This is a genomic window from Tsukamurella spumae (assembly GCF_012396015.1).
GTDB lineage: Bacteria > Actinomycetota > Actinomycetes > Mycobacteriales > Mycobacteriaceae > Tsukamurella > Tsukamurella spumae.
This window is the reverse complement of sequence record NZ_JAAXOQ010000001.1, coordinates 40,446-64,935: the sequence shown is the minus strand read 5'-3', so window position 1 is coordinate 64,935 and position 24,490 is coordinate 40,446. Positions and strand designations below refer to the sequence as shown.

23 protein-coding genes are annotated in these 24,490 nt (G+C 71.6%); 8 read left to right on the top strand and 15 right to left on the bottom strand.

Going from position 1 to position 24,490, the window contains the following annotated elements:
- Positions 1-3: 3 nt before the first annotated feature.
- Together HF999_RS00340 and HF999_RS00335 are read left to right on the top strand one after the other, a co-directional pair.
- Positions 4-612, top strand: a complete 609-nt coding sequence (locus HF999_RS00340) for a TetR/AcrR family transcriptional regulator (RefSeq protein WP_168543956.1) — start codon at positions 4-6, stop codon at positions 610-612.
- Complete coding sequence (locus HF999_RS00335; RefSeq protein WP_312853956.1) at positions 609-2,162, top strand: glycerol-3-phosphate dehydrogenase/oxidase; 1,554 nt, start codon at positions 609-611, stop codon at positions 2,160-2,162. The genes HF999_RS00340 and HF999_RS00335 overlap by 4 nt, the downstream gene beginning before the upstream one ends.
- On the opposite strand, the gene HF999_RS00330 is transcribed toward HF999_RS00335, so the two are convergent.
- The 5 genes from HF999_RS00330 to HF999_RS00310 form a co-directional block, all read right to left on the bottom strand.
- Positions 2,156-3,310 (bottom strand): GTP-binding protein, encoded by a 1,155-nt coding sequence (locus HF999_RS00330; protein WP_168543955.1) that lies wholly within the window; start codon positions 3,308-3,310, stop codon positions 2,156-2,158. The genes HF999_RS00335 and HF999_RS00330 overlap by 7 nt on opposite strands.
- An 80-nt stretch (positions 3,311-3,390) precedes the next feature.
- Positions 3,391-4,434, bottom strand: a complete 1,044-nt coding sequence (locus HF999_RS00325; RefSeq protein ID WP_168543954.1) for an Rv2578c family radical SAM protein — start codon at positions 4,432-4,434, stop codon at positions 3,391-3,393.
- A gap of 54 nt (positions 4,435-4,488) precedes the next feature.
- Positions 4,489-5,181 carry a hypothetical protein gene (locus HF999_RS00320; protein ID WP_168543953.1) on the bottom strand — a complete coding sequence of 231 codons (693 nt, stop codon included), beginning with the start codon at positions 5,179-5,181 and terminating at the stop codon, positions 4,489-4,491.
- 7 nt (positions 5,182-5,188) lie between these two features.
- Positions 5,189-6,505, bottom strand: a complete 1,317-nt coding sequence (gene hisS / locus HF999_RS00315; protein ID WP_168543952.1) for a histidine--tRNA ligase — start codon at positions 6,503-6,505, stop codon at positions 5,189-5,191.
- Positions 6,502-7,239 (bottom strand): MBL fold metallo-hydrolase, encoded by a 738-nt coding sequence (locus tag HF999_RS00310; RefSeq protein WP_168543951.1) that lies wholly within the window; start codon positions 7,237-7,239, stop codon positions 6,502-6,504. The genes hisS and HF999_RS00310 overlap by 4 nt, the downstream gene beginning before the upstream one ends.
- A 108-nt stretch (positions 7,240-7,347) precedes the next feature.
- On the opposite strand from HF999_RS00310, the gene HF999_RS00305 reads away from it, so the two are divergent.
- The gene (locus HF999_RS00305) at positions 7,348-8,475 is read left to right on the top strand and encodes a peptidylprolyl isomerase (protein ID WP_168543950.1); all 1,128 of its coding nucleotides are present in this window, start codon (positions 7,348-7,350) and stop codon (positions 8,473-8,475) included.
- Position 8,476: 1 nt separating this feature from the next.
- On the top strand, positions 8,477-8,617 hold the full coding sequence (locus tag HF999_RS00300) for a hypothetical protein (RefSeq protein WP_168543899.1): 141 nt from the start codon (positions 8,477-8,479) through the stop codon (positions 8,615-8,617).
- A gap of 40 nt (positions 8,618-8,657) precedes the next feature.
- On the opposite strand, the gene HF999_RS00295 is transcribed toward HF999_RS00300, so the two are convergent.
- From HF999_RS00295 to HF999_RS00270, 6 genes are all read right to left on the bottom strand, one after another.
- Positions 8,658-10,991 carry a RelA/SpoT family protein gene (locus HF999_RS00295; protein WP_168543949.1) on the bottom strand — a complete coding sequence of 778 codons (2,334 nt, stop codon included), beginning with the start codon at positions 10,989-10,991 and terminating at the stop codon, positions 8,658-8,660.
- Positions 10,992-11,031: 40 nt separating this feature from the next.
- Positions 11,032-11,607, bottom strand: coding sequence for an adenine phosphoribosyltransferase (locus tag HF999_RS00290; protein ID WP_168543948.1), 576 nt, complete (start codon positions 11,605-11,607; stop codon positions 11,032-11,034).
- On the bottom strand, positions 11,600-12,727 hold the full coding sequence (gene secF / locus HF999_RS00285) for a protein translocase subunit SecF (RefSeq protein ID WP_168543947.1): 1,128 nt from the start codon (positions 12,725-12,727) through the stop codon (positions 11,600-11,602). The genes HF999_RS00290 and secF overlap by 8 nt, the downstream gene beginning before the upstream one ends.
- A gap of 2 nt (positions 12,728-12,729) precedes the next feature.
- Entirely contained in the window at positions 12,730-14,289 is a 1,560-nt protein-coding gene (gene secD / locus HF999_RS00280; protein WP_168543946.1) for a protein translocase subunit SecD, read from the bottom strand.
- Between the two features lie 80 nt (positions 14,290-14,369).
- Positions 14,370-14,705 (bottom strand): preprotein translocase subunit YajC, encoded by a 336-nt coding sequence (gene yajC / locus HF999_RS00275; protein ID WP_168543945.1) that lies wholly within the window; start codon positions 14,703-14,705, stop codon positions 14,370-14,372.
- Positions 14,706-14,807: 102 nt separating this feature from the next.
- Positions 14,808-16,916, bottom strand: a complete 2,109-nt coding sequence (locus HF999_RS00270) for a RecQ family ATP-dependent DNA helicase (RefSeq protein ID WP_168543944.1) — start codon at positions 16,914-16,916, stop codon at positions 14,808-14,810.
- Positions 16,917-17,084: 168 nt separating this feature from the next.
- On the opposite strand from HF999_RS00270, the gene HF999_RS00265 reads away from it, so the two are divergent.
- Both HF999_RS00265 and HF999_RS00260 read left to right on the top strand, forming a co-directional pair.
- Positions 17,085-17,834, top strand: a complete 750-nt coding sequence (locus HF999_RS00265) for a hypothetical protein (protein WP_168543943.1) — start codon at positions 17,085-17,087, stop codon at positions 17,832-17,834.
- 43 nt (positions 17,835-17,877) lie between these two features.
- Positions 17,878-18,258 carry a hypothetical protein gene (locus HF999_RS00260; RefSeq protein ID WP_168544148.1) on the top strand — a complete coding sequence of 127 codons (381 nt, stop codon included), beginning with the start codon at positions 17,878-17,880 and terminating at the stop codon, positions 18,256-18,258.
- 36 nt (positions 18,259-18,294) lie between these two features.
- On the opposite strand, the gene HF999_RS00255 is transcribed toward HF999_RS00260, so the two are convergent.
- Positions 18,295-18,873 carry a hypothetical protein gene (locus HF999_RS00255; RefSeq protein ID WP_168543942.1) on the bottom strand — a complete coding sequence of 193 codons (579 nt, stop codon included), beginning with the start codon at positions 18,871-18,873 and terminating at the stop codon, positions 18,295-18,297.
- 138 nt (positions 18,874-19,011) lie between these two features.
- On the opposite strand from HF999_RS00255, the gene HF999_RS00250 reads away from it, so the two are divergent.
- Both HF999_RS00250 and HF999_RS00245 read left to right on the top strand, forming a co-directional pair.
- Entirely contained in the window at positions 19,012-20,217 is a 1,206-nt protein-coding gene (locus HF999_RS00250) for a bifunctional glycosyltransferase family 2/GtrA family protein (protein WP_246207029.1), read from the top strand.
- Complete coding sequence (locus tag HF999_RS00245) at positions 20,214-22,175, top strand: glycosyltransferase family 39 protein (protein WP_168543940.1); 1,962 nt, start codon at positions 20,214-20,216, stop codon at positions 22,173-22,175. Before HF999_RS00250 ends, HF999_RS00245 begins: the two co-directional genes overlap by 4 nt.
- Positions 22,176-22,195: 20 nt before the next feature.
- On the opposite strand, the gene ruvB is transcribed toward HF999_RS00245, so the two are convergent.
- The 3 genes from ruvB to ruvC form a co-directional block, all read right to left on the bottom strand.
- A complete protein-coding gene (gene ruvB / locus HF999_RS00240) occupies positions 22,196-23,236 on the bottom strand; it encodes a Holliday junction branch migration DNA helicase RuvB (RefSeq protein ID WP_210733323.1) in 1,041 nt (346 codons plus the stop codon).
- Between the two features lie 64 nt (positions 23,237-23,300).
- A complete protein-coding gene (ruvA, locus tag HF999_RS00235; protein ID WP_168543939.1) occupies positions 23,301-23,900 on the bottom strand; it encodes a Holliday junction branch migration protein RuvA in 600 nt (199 codons plus the stop codon).
- Positions 23,897-24,484 carry a crossover junction endodeoxyribonuclease RuvC gene (gene ruvC / locus HF999_RS00230; protein WP_168543938.1) on the bottom strand — a complete coding sequence of 196 codons (588 nt, stop codon included), beginning with the start codon at positions 24,482-24,484 and terminating at the stop codon, positions 23,897-23,899. The genes ruvA and ruvC overlap by 4 nt, the downstream gene beginning before the upstream one ends.
- Positions 24,485-24,490: the final 6 nt, after the last annotated feature.

The window sequence follows — 24,490 nt, the reverse complement described above, 5'->3', positions numbered from 1 at the left end:
CACATGATGTCGCAGGATCTCAATCGTCGGGGTGCAGCCGCACGGGGCCCCGCCAACGCCGTCGACGACGAGACGATCCTCGACGCGGCGCGCGACCTGATGTCGACCATCGGGATCCGCCGCACCACCATGGCCGATGTCGCCCGCACCGCGAAGGTCTCCCGCGCCACGCTCTACCGCCGCTACCCCAACGTGCAGGCCCTCGCCGCCGCGGTCACGACGCGCGAGTTCGTCGCGGCACTGACCACCGTCGGGCTGTTCGACGGTGCCACGGGTCGCGAGGCGATCGCCCGCACCGTCGCCCACGTGACCTCCGCGGCCCGGTCGCATCCGCTACTGCGCCGGATCGTGGAGCTCGATCCCGAGTTCCTCATGCCGTACCTGCTGCATCGCACCGGACGCACGTCCCGGGCCCAACTCGAAGCGCTCACCGACAGGATCGCTGCGGGCCAGGCCGACGGCAGCGTCCGGGACGGCGCTCCGGAGGAGCACGCCGCGGTCGTCCTGCAGCTGGCGTGGTCCTCGGCGCTCACCGGACCGGTCTTCACCGAGTCCGCCGACCTGCTCGACGCCCAGTTGTTCGACCTCGTCGAGCGGTACCTGCGCCCGTGACCGCCGACGCGCTCGCCCACATCGCGCCCTCCTCCCGCCTGTCGGCCGCCCGACGGTCCGCCGACCTCGCCGCGCTCGCGGCCGATCCATCGGTCGACCTGCTGGTGATCGGCGGCGGCGTCACCGGGACCGGGGTCGCCCTCGACGCCGCGAGCCGCGGCCTGCGCGTCGCCCTCGTCGACAAGCACGACCTCGCGTTCGGCACCAGCCGCTGGTCCAGCAAGCTCGTGCACGGCGGCCTGCGCTACCTCGCGTCCGGCGCGGTCGGCATCGCGTACGAGAGCGCCGTCGAGCGCGACGCGCTGATCCGCGTGATCGCGCCGCACCTGACCCGCCCGCTGCCCCAGGTGGTGCCCCTCCTCGACGGCGTCTCCCGCAGGGACGCCGCGCTCACCCGCGTCGGCTTCCTCGCCGGCGACGCACTGCGGATCGCCGCCCGCACCCCCGGCTCCGAGCTCGCCCGGTCCCGGCGCATCTCCCCCACCGAGGTGATCGCGATGGCGCCCACCGTGAAACGGACGGGGCTGCGCGGCGGCCTGCTGAACTGGGACGGCCAGCTCACCGACGACGCGCGACTGACCGTCGGTATCGCTCGCACCGCCGCGGCACACGGCGCGACGATTCTCACGCACTGCGCCGCCTCGCAGGTCACGGGCACCGGTGCCGTGCTCACCGATGAGCTGTCCGGAGACGCGATCACGCTGCGCGCCAAGACCGTCGTCAACGCGACCGGTGTCTGGGCCGGCACCGTCGACGCCGCTGTCACCCTGCGGCCCAGCCGCGGCACCCACCTGGTGTTCCGGCAGGCGAGCTTCGGCGGGCTCACCGCGGGCCTGACGGTGCCCGTCCCCGGCTCGTTCGGCCGGTACGTCTTCGCCCTGCCGCAGCCCGATGGGCGCGTGTACGTGGGCCTCACGGACGAGGAGGTCGACGGTCCGCTGCCGGAGGTCCCGACACCGTCGGACGACGAGATCGACTTCCTGCTCGCGACGGTGAGTCTCGCCCTCGGCACCCCGTTGACCCACGAGGACGTGGTGGGCACCTTCGCCGGCCTGCGCCCGCTCCTCGATTCGGGCGCGGGTCGGACCGCGGACGTCTCCCGCAAGCACGCGGTGCTCACCCGCGACGACGGCCTCGTGACGGTCGTCGGCGGCAAGCTCACCACCTACCGGCGGATGGCGCAGGACACCGTCGACGCCGCGCTCGCCACGTCGGGGCTCTCCGCCGGTCCGTGCACCACGCGGACCCTGCCGCTCGTCGGCGCGGCCCCGCGGCACGGCCTACGCCGGATCGCCGCGCCCGAGCGGCTCGTCCGCGCCTACGGCACCGAGGCGCCGGCCGTCGTCGCGCTCGGCGGCGCCGACCCGGCGCTGGCCCGTCCGGTCGCGGACGGCACGGCGGTCACGGGCGCGGAGCTCGTCTTCGGCGCGCTGGCCGAAGGCGCGGTCACGACCGCCGACCTGCTCGAGCGTCGCACGCGCCTCTCCCTGATCCCCGGCGTCGCCGAGGCGGCCGCGGACGCCGCGAGGTCCGCCCTCGACGGTCAATGACGGTGCGCCGGCACGTTCCACGCCGGTAGCCGGTCCGGGTAGTCCACCCACGCCGCCGGGCCCTCCGCGACCTCGTCATCGGTGAGTAGGGCGCGGTCGAGCAGCCCGTGCATCGTGGCGGCGTCGAGCCGCACGCCGATGAAGACCAGCTCCTGCTGCGGCGCACCGTCGACCTGCGACCAGTAGGCCGCGGGCTCGATCGTGAGGTTCGGGCCCGCCTGCGACCAGACGCCGACGAGGTCGGGACGGCTCGCGATCCAGCAGAACCCCTTGCTGCGCAGCACCGCCCGGACCTCGGCCAGCGACTCGAGGAGCCGCTGCGGGTGGAACGGGCGATCGGCGCGGTAGGTCGTCGACGAGATCCCGTACTCCTCCGTCTCGGGGACGTGTCCGCCGATCACCTCGTCGTCCCAGCCCGCGACCGAGGCCGCGGCGTCGTGGTCGAACAGGCCGGTCCCGATCACCTCGGACAGCGCGATCTCGCCCCGCGGAAGCGGACTGACGCGGGCGCGCGGATTGAGCCTGCGCACGGCCGCCTCGACGGCCCCACCCGCGGCCGCGGACACCAGGTCGAGCTTGCTCAGGAGCACCACGTCGGCGAATTCGACCTGGTCGACGAGCAGGTCGGCGATGGACCTCTCGTCACCGGGGGCGGCGCCGAGCCCGCGGCGCGCGAGGCTCTGTCCCCGCGCGATCTCGCCGAGGAAGGTGCTCGCGTCGACGACGGTGACCATGGTGTCCAGCGCGGCGATGTCGCCGAGCCGGGTCCCGTCGTCGAAGGTCCAGTCGAAGGTCGCCGCGACGGGCATGGGCTCGGAGATGCCGGTGGACTCGATGACCAGATGGTCGAAGCGCGGCCCGCCGTCGGGCGTGCGCTGGCGCGCGATGGCGCCCACGGCGTCGACGAGGTCCTCCCGCAGCGTGCAGCAGATGCAGCCGTTGCTGAGCTCGACGAGCTTCTCCTGCGTCCGGTCGAAACCGCCGAGGCCGACGAGGGACGCGTCGACGTTCACCTCGCTCATGTCGTTGACGATCACCGCGATGCGCAGCCCGTCGCGGTTGGCGAGCAGGTGGTTGAGCAGGGTGGTCTTGCCGGCGCCGAGGAAGCCGGACAGGACGGTGACGGGGAGCGGGGATTCGGGTTCCATGCCGCTAATAGTAACCATTTCCATTAACGGCCGGATGAGGCGCCCGAGGCGCCGCCGTAGCGGTCGGACGTGAGGCCTCGTCAGAACAGCGATTCCTGCAGGTCCGGAGCCGCGGACCCGCGGATCCGGGGCGCGCGCGGCGGTGGACTGACGTACGGATCCTCCGCCCGGACGAGCCCGTGCTCCTCGAGCATCGGGGTGACGCGGGCGCGCAGATGGGCGCGATAGTCGGCGGACACCCGTCCGGTGGATCCGTAGAGCTGGCGGTAGCGCCGCACCAGCATGGGGTGATTCTCGGACAGCCAGCCCAGGAACCAATCCCGGTACCGCCCGGTCAGGTTCAGCGCCATGACCGAGGCGCTCGCCGCCCCCGCGTCCGCGAGTGCGGCGATGAGGGCGCGCAGCGAGGCGGCGTCGTCCGTCAGGTACGGAACGACCGGCGCGACCATCACGTGGCAGTCGAAGCCCGCCTCCGCGATCGCCCGGATGAGCTCGAGCCGCGCCTCGGGCTTCGGCGCACCCGGCTCGAGCGAGCGCTGCAACGCCGGATCGAGGAGCGCGAGCGAGACCGACAGCTGCACGGGCACGGTGGTCGCCGCGGTGACCAGTAGCGGCAGGTCGCGCCGCAGCAACGTGCCCTTCGTGAGGATCGAGATCGGCGACCCTGCGCCCGCGAGCGCGCCGATCACGCCCGGCATGAGCCGGTACCGCCCCTCGGCCCGCTGATACGGATCCGTGTTCGTCCCGAGCGCCACCGGATCGCCGTGCCACGAGGACCGGCGGAGCTCCTTCTTGAGCACCGAGACCAGATTGGTCTTGACGACGATCTGGCTGTCGAAATCACCACCCGCATCGAACTCGAGGTACTCGTGGCTCGAGCGGGCGAAGCAGTACGTGCACGCATGAGTGCAGCCGCGATACGGATTGATCGTCCAGGTGAAGGGCATCGCCGAGGACTCGGGAAGCTTGTTGAGCGCGCTCTTGCACAGCACCTCGTGGAAGGTGATCCCCTCGAACTCCGGCGTCGTGACCGTGCGCCCGTAGCCCTCCAGGCCCGGCAGCGCGCGCACCCCCGACCCCGCTTCGGCGGAGCCCTCGCCCAACAACTGACCATTCCATCGCACACGAACAGTCGAACACGTCGTTCGAGTCGAGTCAAGCATTCGAACAGCGCGTCGCTACCAGAACGGTCGGGCGATCTCCTCGACCTCGTCGGCGGAGAACACCAGCTCCTCGCCGCCGCCGAGCTCCCGCGCGATCCCCGCGGCGCGGAACAGCGGCCGGTCCCGCATCGGCGTCGACGTGGACTGGGCGCGCGCCTGCTCCGCGAGCACCCGCGCGATATCGCCGACCTCCGGCCGGCGATTGCGTTCCAGCGCCTCGGCCAGCCGGCGCGTGCCCAGCATCGGCAGCTCCCGGCCCCGCACGCGCCCGCGCCCCGGCGCGTCGTACAGCGCGATCGGGAGGCGCACCGTCGTCCGCCCCTGCCGCAGGCGCAAGGACACCTGGGCCAGCTTCGCGACCTCGGCGACGAGATCGACCTCCTCGGCGTCCATCAGGTTCACCCGAACGGTCCGCAGGGTGCGGCGGGTGAGCACGCGATGGTCCAGGCTGACCCGCCGTCGGGCGACCCCGAGGTAGCCTCCGACGCCGGGCGCCGCTCCGGCGATCAGTACGGCCGTTCCCCAGAGCGGACCCGCCAGCACGGCCGTGACCAGCCCGATCAGCACCGTCACCGCGAGCCCGAAGGCCAGCGCGCGGCGGACCTTGGGCAGCACCACCCGCGGCGGGATGAGGTCCACATCGACGGCGTCCTCCGCGCTCAGCTCCCGCGGGTCGCGGGCGCCGGGCTCGGCAGGACTCGAGGACATGGGCGTGCTACCCGGAACTCTCGGGGCTCTCGACGCGCTCGGCGCTCTGGGTGACGATCACGTCCACGACGGTATCGATCGGCACGGCCCGTTGTTCGCCCTTCGCCAGATCCTTGAGCATCACGACGCCCTGCTCGAGCTCCGAATCGCCCAGGATCAGGGCGAATCGGGCGCCCGATCGGTCCGCGGCCTTCATGGCGCCCTTCATGGCGCGGTTGCCGTAGGCCATGTCGGACCGCACTCCGGCGGCCCGCAGGCGGCCCAGCAGCGGCACCATCGCATCGCGCGCCGCGTCGCCGAGTGGGACGCCGAAGGCCGTGACCCGGGGCGCCGACGGTGCGCGCTTGCCCTCCGCGGCGAGCGCCAGGAGCGTGCGGTCCACGCCGAGCCCGAAGCCCACTCCCGTCACGCCCTCGCGGCCGCCCAGCTGCTCGACGAGGCCGTCGTACCGGCCGCCGCCGCCGATGCCGGACTGCGCGCCCAGGCCGTCGTGGACGAACTCGAAGCAGGTCTTGGTGTAGTAGTCGAGACCACGCACGAGCCGCGGGTTCACCACGTACGGCACTCCGAGCGCGTCGAGGTAGCCGAGCACCTTCTCGAAGTGCTCTTTCGGCTCCGGCGTCAGGCTGTCGATCATGAGCGGCGCGTCGGCCGTCATGGCCCGCACCTCGGGACGCTTGTCGTCGAGCACGCGCAGCGGGTTGATCTCGGCGCGGCGCCGCGTCTCCTCGTCCAGGTCGAGCGCGAAGAGGAACTCCTGCAGCTTCTCCCGGTACTGCGGGCGGCAGGTCGCGTCGCCCAGCGAGGAGATCTCCAGGCGGAAGCCGTCGAGTCCGACGCTGCGGTAGGCGCGGTCGGCGACCGCGATCACCTCGGCGTCCAGTGCCGGATCGTCCACGCCGATGGCCTCGATGCCGACCTGCTGCAGCTGCCGGTAGCGGCCCTCCTGGGGACGCTCGTAGCGGAAGAACGGCCCCGCGTAGGCGGCCTTGACGGGCAGTTGGCCGCGATCGAGGCCGTGCTGCAGGACGGCGCGCACGACGCCCGCCGTGCCCTCGGGGCGCAGCGTGACCGATCGGTCGCCGCGGTCGGCGAAGGTGTACATCTCCTTCGCCACCACATCGGTCGACTCGCCCACACCGCGCGCGAAGAGCGTGGTGTCCTCGAAGATCGGCAGCTCGATGTAGCCGTACCCCGCCTCGGCGGTCGCCCGCAGCAGCGCGGTGCGCACGGCGAGGAAATCGGCGGAGCTGTTCTTCTCCCCCGACGGGACCGGGATGTAGTCGGGAATGCCCTTGGGAGCCTGGAAGCTACCGGCGCTCACAGTCCGAATCGTCCTTTCCGCTCACCCGGCGTCTGCGTGCCGGTGAGGCCCTGCAGGAACGGGTTCGACGCCCGCTCCCGACCGATGGTGGTGGCCGGGCCGTGCCCGGGCAGGACGACGGTGTCGTCCCGCAGGGGCAGCAGCTTCTCGGCGATCGAGCGCAGGAGCCGCTCGTGGCTGCCGCCCGGCAGATCGGTGCGCCCGATGGAGCCCTGGAAGAGCACGTCGCCCGCGAGCGCCACGGTGACCGACTCGCCCTCGACGGGGGCGCCGTCACCGTCGACCGCCGGGGCGGCGACGGTGAACACGATCGACCCCGCGGAGTGGCCCGGCGCGTGGTCCACGCCGAAGGTGATCCCGGCGAGCTCCACCGGCTCACCGTCGACGAGTTCGACGACCTTCTGCGGCTCGACGAACTCCTGGCCCCCGATCATCGCGCCGAGGGCGGCGCCGATGCCGACGGCGGGGTCGGCGAGCATCGGCCGGTCCTCGTCGTGGATGTAGACGGGGATGCCGTACTCGTCCGCGAAGGGCTGCGCCGTCCACGTGTGATCGAGGTGACCGTGGGTGAGCAGCACCGCCACGGGATTGAGGCGGTGCTCCGCCAAGAGCTGCTTGAGCGGCCCCACGGCGTCCTGACCGGGGTCGATGACGACGGCGTCGGCGCCCGGACCCGCTGCGACGACGTAGCAGTTGGTCTGGAACACCCCCGCCGGGAATCCGGTGATCAGCATCCTTCCATTGTGGCACCAGACCCGGTGGCGGCATCCATCAGGTTTAACTGGCAGACTTGGCGATCAGTTGTGCCAGCCGGATGTCGGTAATGAGGAGGTCGTCACACCGTGCCGAGCAATGAGGAACGCCGTCAGGCAGCGCGCGAGAAGCTCGCCAAGCAGAACGAGCGGCGTGAAGCAGACGCGCGCAAGCGCAAGATCAAGGCCGGTGCGATCGCCGGCGTGGTCGTCGTCGCGCTCGTCGCCGCCGGTTGCTACATCTGGCTGCCGCAGGGCCCGCGCGGGCCCCTGCGAGTGGCGGCCGAGAACAAGTTCAAGTCGGAGCACGTCACCTGCGACTTCCAAGATCGTGATCCCGTCGCGGACACGCACAAGAACCTGCCCGCGCAGAAGCAGCAGATCGCGGCACGGCGAACGCAGGTGACCGATGCGCAGAAGCAGCTCGCCACCATGACCGGCGATCAGAAGACCGCCGGCGAGGCGCAGATCAAGGCGTTCTCGGAGCAGACCGACAAGCTCGAGCGCCAGGTCGCTCGGACCGAGAAGGCACTCCCCGATATCGACAAGCTGACCGCGCGCAACAAGACCGTGAGCAAGCCGAGCGGCACGGATGTACCTAACTCCGGCACCCTGACCGGCACGTTGACCACCAACTCCGGTCCAATCGGATTCGAGCTGGACCGATCGAAGGCGCCGTGCAACGTCGAGACCTTCGCCACGCTCATCGCGGCCAAGTACTTCGACAACACCCCGTGCGTGCGCGAGACCGGCGGCTCCCCGACGGCCGCCAGTGGGCTCTTCGTGCTGCAGTGCGGCGACCCCTCAGGCTCCGGCGTCGGCGGTCCGGGGTGGACCTCGCCCGATGAGAACCCCTCGTTCCTCAAGGTCGCATCGCCCGCGAACCCCATGACGGGCGGCACGGGCACGTCGATCTACCCTGCGGGGACGATCGCTGTTGCGAACGCCAACCAGCAGGCGGATCCGCAGTCCGGATCGGCCGGCGTGTCGAACACCGGTGCCAGCCAGTTCTTCCTCGTCTACAAGGACTCGACGCTGCCGCCCAACTACGCCGTCATCGGGAAGATGGACGACGCCGGCCTCACCCTGCTCAAGCAGATCGCCGCTAAGGGCATCGCACCCAACGACGGTGAGCCGGCCGCGACCCCCGCCGCGCCGGTGACCGACGGCAAGCCCAAGGAGCCGGTGACCATCACCAGCATGGCGCTCGCCTCCTGACATGACGGAGCCGCCGTCCGGGTCCACCGGCCCGCAGGCCACGATCGGCGGCTACACCGTCCTGCGCCGGCTGGGCGCGGGTGGCATGGGCGAGGTGTGTACCTCGTCCACCATCCGCGCCTACCGCGGCACGATGCGCTGAAGCTGCTCGGGAGCGGGGTCGTCTCTCGCCCGAGCCGCGGTCACTGGGCGGAGGTCACCCGGTAGACGTCGTAGACGCCCTCCACGTTCCGCACCACGTTGAGCACGTGCCCGAGGTGCTTCGGGTCGCCCATCTCGAAAGTGAAGCGCGACACCGCGACCCGGTCGCGCGAGGTGGTGACCGACGCGGAGAGGATGTTCACCTTCTCGTCGGCGAGCACCTTCGTCACGTCCGAGAGCAGCCGGTGCCGGTCCAGCGCCTCCACCTGGATCGCCACCAGGAACACCGACGACGCGGACGGCGCCCACTTGACGTCGAGGAAGCGTTCCGGCTCCTTGCGCAGCTCCGCGACATTGGTGCAGTCGGTGCGATGCACGCTCACCCCGCCCCCGCGGGTGACGAAGCCGACGATCTCGTCGCCCGGCACCGGCGTGCAGCACTTGGCGAGCTTCGCGAGCACGCCCGGCTGATCGGTGACGAGCACGCCGACATCGGAGGCCGCCGTCGGGCCCGCGAAGGTCGACGGGGTGTTGCGCTCGGCCAGTTCCTCGGTCGCCTCCTCGATCCCACCGAGCTGCTCCAGCATCCGCTGAACCACGGTGTGCGCGGAGACCTGGTGCTCGCCGACGGCCGTGTACAGCGCGGAGACGTCCGCGTACCGCAGCTCCTTGGCGATGCCCGCCATCGACTCGGCGTTGGTCAGGCGCTGCAGCGGCAGGCCCGAGCGGCGCACCTCCTTGGCGATCGCGTCGCGCCCGTTCTCGAGCGCCTCCTCGCGGCGCTCCTTGGCGAACCACTGCCGGATCTTGGCCTTCGCCCGCGGGGAGACCACGAAGGACTGCCAGTCGCGCGACGGCCCCGCGTTCTCGGCCTTGCTGGTGAACACCTCGACGACCTCGCCGTTCTCGAGCTTGCGCTCCAGCGCGACCAGCCGGCCGTTGACCCGGGCACCGATGCACCGGTGTCCCACCTCGGTGTGCACCGCGTAGGCGAAGTCGACCGGCGTCGACCCGGCCGGGAGGGTGACCACATCGCCCTTCGGGGTGAAGACGAAGATCTCCTTGACCGCCAGGTCGTAGCGCAGCGATTCCAGGAACTCCCCCGGGTCCGCCGCCTCCCGCTGCCAGTCGAGTAGCTGGCGCATCCAGGCCATGTCGTCGACCTCGGCCAGGTCCGAGCCCTTCGCACCGCCCCCGCTGCGTCCCTTGGTCTCCTTGTAACGCCAGTGCGCCGCGATGCCGAACTCGGCGGTCCGGTGCATCTCCCGGGTACGGATCTGCACCTCGAGGGGCTTGCCCTCGGGCCCGATCACCGTGGTGTGCAGCGACTGGTAGACCCCGTACCGCGGCTGCGCGATGTAGTCCTTGAACCGGCCCGCCATGGGCTGCCACAGCGAATGCACCACGCCCACTGCGGCGTAGCAGTCCCGCACCTCGTCGCACAGGATCCGCACGCCGACCAGATCGTGGATGTCGTCGAAGTCGCGGCCCTTGACGATCATCTTCTGATAGATCGACCAGTAGTGCTTGGGCCGGCCCTGCACATCGGCGACGATCCGCTGCGCGCTCAGGGCGCCGTTGATCTCCGCGCGCACGGCCGCGAGATACGTGTCCCTCGACGGTGCCCGGTCCGCGACGAGCCGCACGATCTCGTCGTACTTCTTGGGATGGAGGATGGCGAACGCGAGGTCCTCGAGCTCCCACTTGACCGTGGCCATGCCGAGGCGGTGCGCGAGCGGGGCGATCACCTCGAGGGTCTCGCGGGCCTTGCGGGCCTGCTTCTCCGGCGGGAGGAAGCGCATGGTGCGCATGTTGTGCAGGCGGTCCGCGACCTTGATCACCAGCACGCGGGGGTCGCGCGCCATGGCGATGATCATCTTGCGGATGGTCTCCGCCTCGGCGGCGTTACCGAGGGCCACCTTGTCGAGCTTGGTGACCCCGTCCACCAGGTGCGCGACCTCCGAACCGAAGTCCGCGGTGAGCTGTTCGAGGCTGTAGCCGGTGTCCTCGACCGTGTCGTGCAGCAGCGCGGCGACGATGGTCGTGGTGTCCATACCCAGTTCGGCGAGGATCGTCGCGACCGCCAGCGGGTGCGTGATGTACGGGTCGCCCGACTTGCGCATCTGGTCCGCGTGCCGCTGCTCCGCCACGTCGTAGGCGCGCTCGATGAGCGCGACGTCCGCCTTCGGGTACACCTCGCGGTGCAGCGCCACCAGCGGCTCGAGCACCGGCCGCACGTGGTTGCGGGTCCCCGTCATCCTGCGGGCCAGGCGGGCACGCACGCGACGCGTGGTGGACCCCGTCGTCTCCGCGCCGGACGGGCCGGCGGACCGCCCCGCCTCCGCGGCGTCGGGCCCCTGAGACTGCAGCGACATGGTGCCTCCCCGTCGACCTCGTCGTGAGTGGACTAGGGATTCAGCCTACCGAGATCGTCGAAACCGCGATGGGTCCGCCGGGCAATTGGCCCAGCCGCGCGCGTCCGCCGAGCGCCTCGAGCTCGAGGACGACGGATACGCGGTCGACGACCGCGCCCGCGCGACGCAACAGGGCGACCGCCGCGGACACGGTGCCGCCGGTGGCGAGCACGTCGTCGACGATCAGGATCCGCTTGCCCTGCAACGCGATCCCACCGGCGGGGATCTCCAGCGCGGCGGTGCCGTACTCGAGCTGGTACTCCTCGCGCAGCACGGGCGGCGGCAGCTTGCCCGCCTTGCGCACCGCGAGGGTGCCCACACCCAGCGCCAACGCGACACCCGATCCCAGGAGGAAGCCGCGCGCGTCGAGGCCCGCCACGAGGTCGACGGCAGCCGCGCCGTCCGGACCCCGGCCCGCCTCGGCCAGGCCGGCGATGACGGCGGCGAGGGCGGCACCGTCGGCGAACACGGGCGTGAGGTCGGCGAAGACGACCCCGGGCTCGGGGAAGTCCGCGACGTGGCGGGTGTGCTCGGCGACGGCGCGCGCCGCCTCGGTGCTGCCGGGTGTGTCAGTCACGACGCCGGGCCCGCTTGGTCTGCGGCCGCGCGGGCGCCCGGTCGAGCTGCACCGTCGCCGCAGCTTCGGCGGCGAGATCCTCGCCGGCGGCGATCTTCGCCCGCCGGGCCAGCACCTTGGCGGTGTGCGCCTTGTACTCGGGCCGGCGCTCCTTGAGCGAGACGAGGAGCGGGGCGGCGAAGAACACGGACGAGTACGCGCCGACCACGACGCCGACCAGCTGGATGAGGCCCAGGTCCATCAGCGTGCCGACGCCCAGCAGCCAGGCCGCGACCACCATCAGCGAGATGATCGGCAGGGCCGAGATCACGGTGGTGTTGATCGAGCGCATCAGGGTCTGGTTCACGGCGAGGTTCGCCTGTTCGCCGTAGGTACGCCGGTTGGTGTGCAGCACGCCGCGCACGTTCTCGTCGACCTTGTCGAACACGACCACCGTGTCGTACAGGGAGAAGCCGAGGATCGTGAGCAGGCCGATGACGGTGGCCGGGCTCACCTCGAAGCCGGACCAGGCGTAGAAGCCCGCGGTGACGATCACGTCGAAGAACAGCGAGGCGAGCGCGGCGAGCGCCATGTCCCACTCGCGGAATCGGACCGCGATGTAGATGGTCACGATCACCAGGAACACCACGAGAGCGAGCAGTCCGCGCTGGGTGATCTGGTCGCCCCAGGTGGAGCTGACGCCCGAGAAGCTGATGCTGTTCGGGGACGGCGAACCGTCGCGCCCCGGGGGACGGAAGGCCTCGAACAGCGCCTCGCGGGCCTTGGTGATCTGGTCGTTGTCCAGCTCGGACAGCGAGACCTGGTAGGTCGCGGCGGCTCCCGTGCCGGCGGTCTGCACGGCCGACGGCTCGACGCCCGTCGCGCTGCGGACCGTCTCGCGGACCTTGGCCGTGTCGACCTGCGCGTTGCCGACGGGGAACGACACCTGCGTGCCGCCCTCGAAGTCGATGCTGAACTTGAAGCCGGGGATCAGGATGCCCAGTATCGCGACGACGATGATCAGGCCGGTCACGAAGTAGTACTTGCGCCGGTGTCCCACGATGTCGAACGCACCCGTGCCGGTGTAGAGCTTGCTGAAGAAGGACGCCTTCTTCTCGTTCTCGGTGACGATGTCGGTCATGCTCACGCCTCCCCGGTGGTTGCGGCGGCGCGCTTGCGCTCACGGCCGATCGCGGCGACGGCACCGAGGCCGTTCATCGACGGCTTCGCGAAGAACTCCGTCTTCGACGCGAAGTGCACGAGCGGATGGGTCAACAGGAACACGATCACGATGTCGAGCGCGGTCGACAGGCCGAGGGTGAAGGCGAAGCCGCGCACGTCGCCGACGGCCAGCGCGTACAGGACGACGGCCGAGAGCAGCGAGACGGCGTTGCCGGTCCAGATCGTGCGCCGCGCACTGGCCCAGCCGCGCGGTACCGCGGACCGGAAACTTCGGCCCTCGCGGATCTCGTCCTTAATGCGTTCGAAGTAGACGACGAAGGAGTCCGCGGTCATGCCGATGCCGATGATGATGCCGGCGATACCCGCCAGGTCCAGCGAGTAGCCGATCCACCGGCCCAGCAGCACGAGGAGACCGTAGATCAGCGCGATGGACATGGCGAGCGAGAGCCCGACCAGGACGCCGAGGGCGCGGTAGTAGATCAGCGCGTACACCAGCACCAGGGCGAGGCCGATCAAGCCGGCGATCAGGCCGGCCCGCAGCGACTCGAAACCGAGGGTGGCGCTGACGGTCTGCGCGGTGCCCGCCTTGAAGGACAGCGGCAGCGAGCCGTACTTGAGCACGCCGGCGAGATCCGCGGCGCTCCGCTGCGTGAAGCTGCCGGTGATCTGGGTCTGTCCGCCCTGAATCGGGCCGTTGATGTTCGGCGCGGTGATCACCTGGGAGTCGAGCACGAACGCGGCCTGCTTGCCGACGTTCTTCGCGGTGAAGTCCGCCCAGACCTTGGACGCGTCCCCGGTGAACTCCAGAGTGACCACGTACTGCGCCTGGTTCTGCGGGATCCCGGAGGACGCGTTCTTGATCGACTGGCCGTCGATGATCGCGGGGCCGAGGGTGTACACCATGCGCGGCTTGGTCGGGTCCGCGGGATCCGGGCGATCGCAGGTGATCAGCGGCTTGGCCGGGTCGTCGTTGCCCGCGATCGGGTCCGACGGCCAGGCGCAGTTAAGCGCGGCGATGGCCTTCTTCTGCACCTCGGGGTCGGTCGACTGGCGCGTGGCCCGCGCCTCGTCGATCGCCTTCTTCGCGGCGGCGGGGTCCGCGAGATCCGGGAGCGGGGTGTTCACCGCGGCCGCGGGCTGCGGCGTGCCCAGCACCGGGCGCACCTTGAGCTGCGCGGTCTGCCCGAGGGTGCGGGCCTGGTCACCGTCGGTGCCGGGCACCGTGATGATCAGGTTGCTGCCGTTGATCTTGACCTCGGAACCGGAGACACCGAGCCCGTTGACGCGCTTGTTGAGAATGTCGCGCGCCTGCTCCATCTGATCGGACTTCGGCGGCTGCCCGTCCGGCGTCACGGCCTGCAGGGTGACGGTGGTGCCGCCCTGCAGATCGATGCCCAGCTTGGGCACGGGCTTGTGGTCACCGGTGAAGAACACCAGCCCGAAGACCACGAGCAAAATCACGCCGAAGGCGATGAGGAGCCGCGACTCGTTACTGTCGCTGCTCGATGTATTCCTGGCCACGGGCGGTTACGACTCCTCGGCGTGGTGAAAGCCTCCGGCGCTGCACGCCGGAGACCTTCGTCGGTGATGACGGATGCGGGTCAGCGGTCCTCGGAGCGCTTGTCGAGGTCGACCTCGGGCTCGTCGGTGATGGTCTCGATCGCCGGGGCGTCGAGCTCCTCGGGGGTCAGGACCTTGGCGATGGCGCGACGCACCCAGGTGGTGGTGACGCCGGGCGCGATCTCCAGGTCGATCGTGTCCTCACCGAGGCCGACGACGGTGCCGTACAGGCCGGTGCTGGTCATGACCTTGGTGCCGGTGGTGAGGCTCTCCTGCATCGCCGCGGTCTCGCTCATCTGCTTCTTCTGCTTGCGGAACTGGAAGAACATGAAGACGAGCATGAGGACTAGCAGGAGGGGCAGCAGCAGTTGGCCCATGATTGATCGATCCTTCGGGTCGGGTTCGCGGACGCTCCGCGGCGGCGGCCGCCCGGGTCGCGGACAGCACTCAGTGCTCCAGTGTTCCACATCTCGGCCCGGTCAGGCGGGACGGTGCACCACCAGCGGCAGCACGACGGCGGCGCCGGCCTCCCGCAACCGCGCGGCCGCGACGGTGACCGCCCAGCCCGTCCCCGACTCGTCGACCACGAGCAGCACCGACCTGCCGCGCACCGAATTCGCCGCGGCACCGACCGTGACGGCGTCGAGCCAGTGCGCGGCCTCCTGCGCGCCGGAGGCGTCCCGTCCGGGCGCCGGCCCGCGCGGGACCGGCAGCGTGACGCGGTCGAGCCGGCCCACCTCGGCGATCCGGTCGGCCACGGGCTCGACCGGCGCGGGGCGGTCGGTGAGCTGCAGCGAGGCCACGACCTCGGGCCGCGCGCGCCACTGGTCCCGCCACCGCGACAGCGCCGCGACGGCCGCACCCGCGAGGTCGTCGATCGCCTGCGCATCCCCCGACCGCGCCGCGCCGACGGTGCCCGTCCACTCCGGCGCGTCCGCGAACACCAGCACCCGACCGGGCTCCGCGGCGAGGTCGGGCTGGATGCGCCCCTTACGGCCGGACACCCCGCCCGGCCACATCTTCCGCGGCTCGAGCACCTGGCTCTGCGAGCGCAACGCGCCCGCGACCGACCGGGTGACATCGGCCGGGACCGGCTCCCCCAGGCCGTCGGGGACGTGCCCCAGACATACCGAGCAGCGACCGCACGGCGCCGCCTCGGGGTCGTCCAGGGACTCGGTGAGCAGCTGCATCAGGCACCGCTCGCCGCGCGTGTAGGCCCGCATGATGTCGGCCTCGCGGCGCCGGGTCGCGACGATCCCGTCGTAGTGGGCACCGTCGTAGTGCCAGGGCGCACCGGTCGCGCGGTAGCCGCCCTCCACCCGCTCCACCGCACCGTCGACCGCGAGCTGCTTGAGCATGAGATCGATGCGGGTGCGGCGGATGCCGGTGGCGGCCTCCAGGGCGATCGCCGACTGCCCCTCCCCCGTCTGTTCGTCGGCCAGCGCCCCGAGCACCCGATCCATCTGCTGCGGGTCCGGAATCGTCGCGGTGGCGAAGTAATCCCACACGCCCGCATCGGATTCCGACGGCAGCAGCGCGACGACGGCGTGGTCGATCGCGCGCCCGGCGCGGCCCACCTGCTGGTAGTACGAGACGGGGGACGGCGGCGAGCCCACGTGCACGACGAAGCCCAGGTCCGGCTTGTCGAAGCCCATGCCGAGCGCGGAGGTGGCGACGAGGGCCTTGATCTCGTTGGCGCGCAACGCGTCCTCGAGCCGCGCCCGGGTATCCGGGTCGAGCTTGCCGGTGTACGCGGCCACCGGGTACCCCGGGCCGTGCACCGCGCGGATGCCGTCCACCAGGCGCTCCGCGTCGGCCACCGTCAGCGCGTAGACGATGCCCGAGCCCGGCAGGTCCGGCAGATGCCGGGCCACCCAGGCGTACCGGGTGATCGGCGCGAGCGCCGGGAGAACGTTGAGCTGCAGCGATCGACGCGCCAGGGGGCCGCGCAGGACGAGCGTCGCGCTGCCGAGCTGCGCCGCCACGTCCGCGGTCACGCGGGCGTTCGCGGTGGCCGTGGTCGCGAGCACCGGGGTCTGCGGGTGGAGCCTGGTCAACACGTCGGAGACGCGGCGGTAGTCGGGCCGGAAGTCGTGGCCCCAGTCGGACACGGCATGCGCCTCGTCGATCACCAGCAGCCCGAGTGATCCCTCCAGCGCCGAGAGCACGCGCCGCCCGAAGGAGGGGTTCGCCAGCCGCTCCGGCGAGACCAGCAGCACGTCGATCTCCCCCGCGGCGAGCGCCGCCTCGATCGTGTTCCACTCCTCGAAGTTCGACGAGTTCAGCGTGGCGGCCCGCAGCCCCGCCCGCTCCGCCGCCGCCACCTGGTCGCGCATGAGCGAGAGCAGCGGCGAGACGATGAGCGCGGGCCCCGCGCCCTCCGCCCGGAGCAGCGCGGTGGCGACCCAGTACACCGCCGACTTGCCCCACCCCGTGGCCTGCACGACGAGGACCCGCGCCGCGGGTTCCAGCAGCGCAGCGACCGCCGTCTCCTGGTCGGCGCGCAGCGCCGCCCCGGGCCCGGCGAGGGCCTCGATCACCTGCCGCGCCCGATCCGCCCGCACGCCGGTGAGCCTGGTCTCCGTCATCGCATCCGCCCCCTGATCGCTCGTCCTCCCGAACCCTAGCGGGACCGACTGACAACAAGCGGCTGGCGAACCCGTCGCCGCAGGTCACCGTGATCGCGATCGCGGTCGAAACGCGGTCGCCACAGTGCGTTATCCTTCGCGGATCGAACAAGGGGAGGTCCGGGGAGAATGTTCAGGCTGTTGTTCCTCGTCGTACTCGGAGCGGGCGTGTTCTCGTTCCTCGCGTTTCAGAAGGGCGGCTACGTCCCCGGCGTGATCCTGGCGATCGTCGCCCTCGCGCCACTGGCGTGGCTCATCGTGTCCGGGCGCCGCCGGAAGGCGAACGGCGGCTCTCCGGCGCCGTACTCGCCCACCCAGAAGCGCGCACTGGTCGCGACGGCGCTGGTCCTGGCGCTCGGGGTCGCGTACTCGGCCTACTGGATGTTCTGGGTGCCGAAGGCCGCCACCAAGGAGCTGACCGCCACGTATCAGCTGCGCGACCTGTGCGATACGACGCCGACCTTCTACCGCGATGCCGCGCCTTTCGACGGTGCCGCCCCGCACCCGGTGGTGGTCTTCGCGAAGGCCGACGACGTGGGCCTCGACGAGGTGCGCGTCGACTACTCCGCGCCGGTCCAGTGGCAGCCGCGCGAGGCGAAGACGGTACAGCTCGTCGCCTGCCTCGACAAGGTCGAGTCCGGACCGAAGCTGACGGACTGCACGTTCAGCGACGGCTCGCTCCCGCTGTACCAGGGCCGGTTCACCGGCACCCTGTACGAGGCCGCCACCGGCAAGAAGGTCGCGTCGATCTCCGCGGACGGCACCAGCACCCCGAAGTGCCCCGGGGCGGCGCTCACCAAGAGCGAGCACCCGCGGCTGCACTCCGTGCCCGATCTCGCCGGGCTGCGCGCCTCGATCGGCGACCGGGTGGAGCGCTGACGTGAACGCCGTCGCCGCCGCACTGACCTTCGTCTGGCTCGGGATGATCCTCGCCATCTCGTTCCTCGAGGCCCCGATCAAGTTCCGCGCCCCCGGAATCACGGTCCCGCTCGGAGTGGGGATCGGCAGGCTGGTGTTCCGCGCCCTCAACGCGTGCGAGGCGGCGCTGGCACTCGGCATCGCGATCGCGCTCGCCACGGGACCGCATCGCGCCGTCACCGTCGTCCTGTTCGTGTCGGCGGCGCTCGCCCTCCTGGCCTGCGTGGTGCTGCGCCGCGTCATGGACCGCCGGGTGATCGGTGACGCCGCGACCCACGCGATCTCCGAGGAGATGCCCAAGCACAACCTGCACTTCGCCTACATCGGCGTCGAGCTGCTCAAGGTCGGCGTACTCATCGCCTTGGGCGTCACCGCCCTGTCCTGAGCCCCGCGCGCCGATCGGTGACCTCGCGGCGCCGCGCTACCGTTTGCGGATCTGCCCCCACCAGAACAGGAACAGGCCCCAGCCGAGCAGCACCACCGAGATCAGGCACACCCACCCGGGCGCGAGCGTCGAGCGGAGTCCGACGGCGAACGCGGCCGTGACCCCGACCCAGAGGGCGATCAACAGCACGACCGCACCCACCACCGCGGCCACCGTCAATCGGTTCGTCCGCGTCCACCGGCGCCGCCAACCGTGCGGTTCGAGGGCGCTTCGGACGAACTCGTCGATCCGGCCGGAGGGATCGGCGAGCCACTGCCGGGTCTTCGGGTCGTAGGCCAGGCTCACCCTGCCGGTCCACCGCTTCCCCGCGAATCCGCCGGCCTCGGCATGCGGGCCGGGGCCCACCTGCGACCAGCTCTCGTGCACCACGCCCGAGTCCGTCGTCATCGGCAGGGGCGCCTCGAGCCGGTAGGTCCGCCGCTCCCGGTCCGGTACGACCACGACGCCGGCATCGCCCGCGCCGCTCACGACACTGACGGTCCCGTCGCTGAGCTCGGTCACACCGACGCCGGCGCCGCGCGCGGCCTCCGACAGTCTCCCCACCACCTCGTCCATGCCCACGAATCTATCCCGCTCGCAGCGACCCCACAGACTCAGGACAGGATCACGGCAGCGCGGCACTCGACGATCGGTGCCATGACAACCGAGATCGCGTCGGGCCCGAGTGCCACGGACGACCCCGAGCGCGCCGACATGGTCGCCTCCTCCGCCTCGACGGGTACCGCGCCCGTCCTCGACATCGTGATCCCCGTGTACAACGAGGCCCACACCCTCGCGCACTGCGTGGAGACCCTCCACGCCTACCTCGATCGCTCGCTGGGCATCCCTGCGCGGATCACCATCGCGGACAACGCCAGCACCGACGACACCCTGTCCGTCGCCCGCGCTCTGGCCGGCGCGCTCGACGGCGTGCGCGTGGTGCACCTCGACGCCAAGGGGCGCGGCCGCGCGCTGCGCCGGGTCTGGGCCGAGTCCGATGCCCGCGTCCTGGTGTACATGGACGTCGACCTCTCGACCGACCTCAAGGCCCTGTACCCGTTGGTCGCGCCCCTCCTCTCCGGCCACAGCGACCTCGCGATCGGCACCCGCCTGGGACGCGGCGCGAAGGTGGTCCGCGGCCCCAAGCGCGAGTTCATCTCCCGCAGCTACAACCTGCTGTTGCACACCGCGCTGCGCGTGCGCTTCTCCGACGCCCAGTGCGGCTTCAAGGCGATCCGCACCGATGTCGCGCGGGAACTGCTGCCGCTCGTCGAGGACGGCGAGTGGTTCTTCGACACCGAACTCCTCGTGCTCGCCGAGCGCGCGGGCCTGCGCATCCACGAGGTCCCCGTCGATTGGACGGACGACCCCGACAGCCGGGTCGACATCGTCGACACCGTTCTCAAGGACCTCCGGGGTGTGATCCGCGTGGGGCGCGGCCTCGCCACCGGAAGCCTCCCCCTCGACGACGTCCGCCGCGCCCTCGGGCGGGAGGAACCGCAGGTCGACGGGGTGCCCCGCGGCATGGTGGGCCAGCTCGCGCGGTTCGCCGTGGTCGGCGTCGCGAGTACCGTCGCGTACGCGCTGCTGTATCTGCTGCTGCACCCCGTGATCGGGGCGCAGGCCGCGAACTTCACCGCGCTGCTCATCACCGCGGTCGGCAACATCGCCGCGAATCGCTCCTTCACGTTCGGCGTGACCGGTCGCGAGGGCGCCGCGCGGCACCACGCGCAGGGACTCGTCGTCTTCCTGGTCACCTGGGCGCTCACCGCGGGCAGTCTCGTCGCGCTCGCGCACGTCGCGCCCCACGCGAACCGAGAACTCCAGCTGGCGGTGCTCGTGGTCGCGAACCTCGTCGCGACGGTGACCCGGTTCCTGGGCATGCGCCTGATCTTCCGGACCTCGGGGGCCGCGTCGTGACCAGGCTCAAGGAGCGCTGCGTGCTGGCCGTCCTCCTCGTGGGGACGGCCGTCGCCTACATCTGGGGCCTCGGCCGGGCGGGCTGGGCGAACTCCTTCTACTCCGCGGCGGTGCAGGCCGGCACCGAGAGCTGGAAGGCGATGTTCTTCGGCAGCTCCGACGCCGCGAACTCGATCACCGTGGACAAGCCGCCCGCCTCGCTGTGGGTGATGGAGCTGTCCACCCGCGTCTTCGGCGTGAACCCGTGGGCGATGCTGATACCGCAGGCGCTCCTCGGCGTCGCGTCCGTCGCGCTGCTGTACGCGACGGTGCGCCGCCGGTTCGGGCCCGGTGCCGGACTCCTCGCGGGACTGCTGCTGGCGGTGACCCCCGTCGCGGCCCTGATGTTCCGGTTCAACAACCCCGACGCCCTGCTCGTGCTCCTGATGATCGCCGCGACCTGGGCGATGCTCCGCGCGGTCGAGGACGGCCGGTGGCGCTGGCTAATCGCCTGCGGCGCCTTCGTCGGATTCGGCTTCCTCACCAAGCAACTCGCGGTGATGCTGATCGTCCCCGGACTCGCGCTCACCTACCTCGTCGCCGGTCCGCCGCGGATCGCCGTGCGCATCGCGCAACTGTGCGCCGCGGGCGCCGCGATGGTCGTCGGTGCGGGCTGGTGGCTGCTGACCGTCGAGCTGTGGCCCGCCGCGTCGCGACCCTGGATCGGTGGCTCGCAACACAACTCGATCCTCGAACTGACGCTGGGCTACAACGGCCTCGGCCGCCTCAACGGCAACGAGAAGGGCAGCCTCGTGCCGGGCCGCGGCGGGGACGCATCGTCGTACCTGCCGGGCGGGATGGACCTGCCCTCCGGTTTCGAGTTCCCCGGCGGCAAGGGCGGCGGCATGTGGGGCGATCCCAGCATCCTGCGCATGTTCCAGCCCGAGCAGGCCGGGCAGATCGCCTGGCTGATCCCCGCGGCGCTCCTCGCGCTGCTGCTGGTCCTCGTGCTACGCGGCCGCGCGCCACGCACCGATGGCGATCGGGCCGCCGTGCTGGCCTGGGGATCCTGGCTCCTGGTCACGGGCCTCACCTTCAGCCTCATGGCGGGTATCTTCCACGCGTACTACACGGTCGCGCTGGCGCCCGCGATCGCCGCGCTGGTCGCGATCGGCGTCGCCGTGGGATGGCGCGAGCGCGCGCGGCCGTGGGTCCGGGTGGCCGGCGCCCTCGCCGTCACGGCGACCGGAGCGACCGGCTGGTACATCCTCGTGCAGACGCCGAACTGGAATCCGTGGCTGCGCTGGCTGATCGCGGCCGCCGCGGCGATCGGGACGGTCGCGCTGCTCGCCACACTCGTGCCCGCGGTCCGACAGGCACGGGGCCTGGTCGGCGTCATCACCCTCGCGGCCCTCGTCACCGGGATCGCCGGGCAGGTCGCCTTCGCCGCCGAGACGATCGCCACGCCCCGGCAGGGCGCGATCGTCTCCGCCGGACCGTCGAGCGGCCACGGCTTCGGCCCGGGACGAGGCGGGCAGGGCATGCCCGAGTTCGTGAAACGGTTCGCCGAGCAGTCCGGTCCGGGCGCCGACGGTGAGCGGGGGCGCGGCGGACCGTCGTTCCTCATGGGCAGCGAGCCGAGCGCGGCGCTGAAGTCCCTGCTCCTGCAGGACGCGGACCGCTACACCTGGATCGCGGCGACCGTCGGCGCGAACAGCGCGGCCGGCCCGCAGCTGGCGACCGGGAGGCCGGTCATGCCGATCGGCGGGTTCAACGGCACCGACCCGTCACCGACGCTCGCGCAGTTCCAGATGTCCGTGGCGGACGGGCAGATCCACTACTTCCTCGCGGAATCCGGAGGGTTCGGCTTCGGGCGCGGATCCGGTACGGCGGCGGAGATCACGGCGTGGGTGGAGAAGACCTTCACCGCGCGCACCGTCGACGGGACGACCGTCTACGACCTGACCGCACCGCGGTAGAACGGCGGCGCAGCGCCACCTCAGAAGAGGCGCTCGTCGCCGGCGTCGAAGTCCCCGCGCACCTCGATGCCGGAGGCGAGGGCCCCCGCGGGCGGGGTGAGGCCCAGGTGGTGCCAGGCGGCCATGGTCGCGACGCGGCCGCGCGGGGTGCGGGCGAGCATGCCGGCGCGCACGAGGAAGGGCTCGCACACCTCCTCGACGGTGCCCGGCTCCTCGCCGACCGCGACGGCGAGCGTGGACACGCCGACGGGGCCGCCGCCGAAACTGCGGATCAGCGCGCCGAGCACCGCGCGGTCGAGGCGGTCGAGGCCCAGCTCGTCGACGTCGTAGACCTTGAGCGCCCCGCGCGCCACCTCGACGGTGACGACACCGTCGGCGCGGACATCGGCGAAGTCGCGGACGCGGCGCAGGAGGCGGTTCGCGATGCGCGGTGTGCCGCGGCTGCGGCTGCCGATCTCCGCTGCGGCCTCCCGCTCGATCGCGATCCCGAGGATCTTCGCGCTCCGTTCGATGACCTGGACCAGGTCGGCGGTCTCGTAGAAATCCATGTGCGCGGTGAAGCCGAACCGGTCGCGCAGCGGGCCGGTGAGCGCGCCGGACCGGGTGGTGGCGCCGACCAGGGTGAACGGCGCGACGTCCAGCGGGATGGACGTGGCGCCCGGTCCCTTGCCGACCACGACGTCCACGCGGAAGTCCTCCATGGCGAGGTAGAGCATCTCCTCGGCGGGGCGTGCCATGCGATGGATCTCGTCGATGAACAGCACATCGCCCTCGACCAGGTTCGACAGCATCGCGGCCAGGTCGCCGGCGCGCTCGAGCGCCGGGCCCGAGGTCACCCGCAGCGCGGTGCCGAGCTCGGCGGCGATGATCATCGCGAGGCTGGTCTTGCCCAGGCCGGGCGGGCCGGAGAGCAGGATGTGATCGGGGGTGCCGCCGCGGAGTTTCGCGCCGTGCAGCACCAGCTGCAGCTGCTCCCGGACCTTCGGCTGGCCGATGAACTCGTCGAGGGACTTCGGCCGCAGCGACTCGGTGTCGTCACCGGCGAGGGCCGACGGGCCCATGACACCCTCGACCTCCTCGAACTCGCTGCCGAACTCGCCGTCGACGCCCTCGTCGTATTGCACCTCAGCCACGTCCCAGCGACTTCAGCGCGTCGCGCAGCAGTTCGGAGACCGACTTGCCCGCACCCGCCTCGACGACGGCGGCCACCGCCGGCTCGGCCTGCTTCGGCGTGAACCCCAGCCCCTCGAGCGCGTCGATCAGCTGCTGCGCGACGCCGCCGACCGGCACCGTCGACCCCGCCGTGCCGGAGCCGTCCGACGGTGCCGCGGACACCTTGTCCTTGAGCTCGATGTGGATCCGCTCGGCGACCCGCTTGCCGATGCCGGGGATCAGGCACAGGGTCTTGAGGTCGCCGGCGGCGATGGCCGTCTGCATCTGCGCCGGGTCCAGCACGGCGATCGCCGCCATGGCGAGCCGGGGGCCGACCCCCTGCACCGTCTGGAGCAGGTGGAACAGCTCCTGCTGCGGGCCGTCGGTGAAGCCGTACAGCGTCTGCGAGTCCTCCCGGACCACCATCGAGGTGAGCAGGAAGCCCTCACTCCCCCTGGTCAGCGCGCCGGCGGTGTTCGGGACGACGAGGACCTTGTAGCCCACGCCGCCGCACTCGATCACCACGTGGTCCAGACCGATGTGCCGTACCTCGCCGCGCAGCGACGCGATCATCGCACTCCCCCCGTCACCTTCTTGGCCTCGCGGCGCTGGGCCGCGAGTCGCTGCTGAAACACCTTCTTCTGCTCCGCCGCCGCGCGCTCGGCCTCCGCCATCCGCGCGATCATGGGCGCCCGCCAGCTGTGGCAGACCGCCAGCGCCAGCGCGTCGGCGGCGTCCGCGGGCTCCGGCGCCTTCTGCAGCCCCAGAATCCGGGTGATCATGGCCGTGACCTGGGCCTTGCCCGCGTTGCCGTTGCCCGTGACGGCCGCCTTGACCTCCGACGGGGTGTGGAAATGCACGTCGATCCCCCGGCGCGCGGCCGCCAGCGCGACGACGCCGCCGGCCTGCGCCGTTCCCATCGCCGTGGACACGTTGTGCTGCGCGAACACCCGCTCGACCGCGATCACGTCCGGCTGGTGGGTGTCCATCCAGAACTCCGCGGCGGTCCACACCGCGAGCAGGCGCTCCGGCAGCGGCATCGTGGCCGGCGTGCGGACCACGTCGACGTCGAGCGCGGTGACCTTGCGCCCCACACCCGTCTCGACCACCGACAGGCCGCAGCGCGTGAGCCCGGGGTCCACCCCCATCACCCGCATGACCGC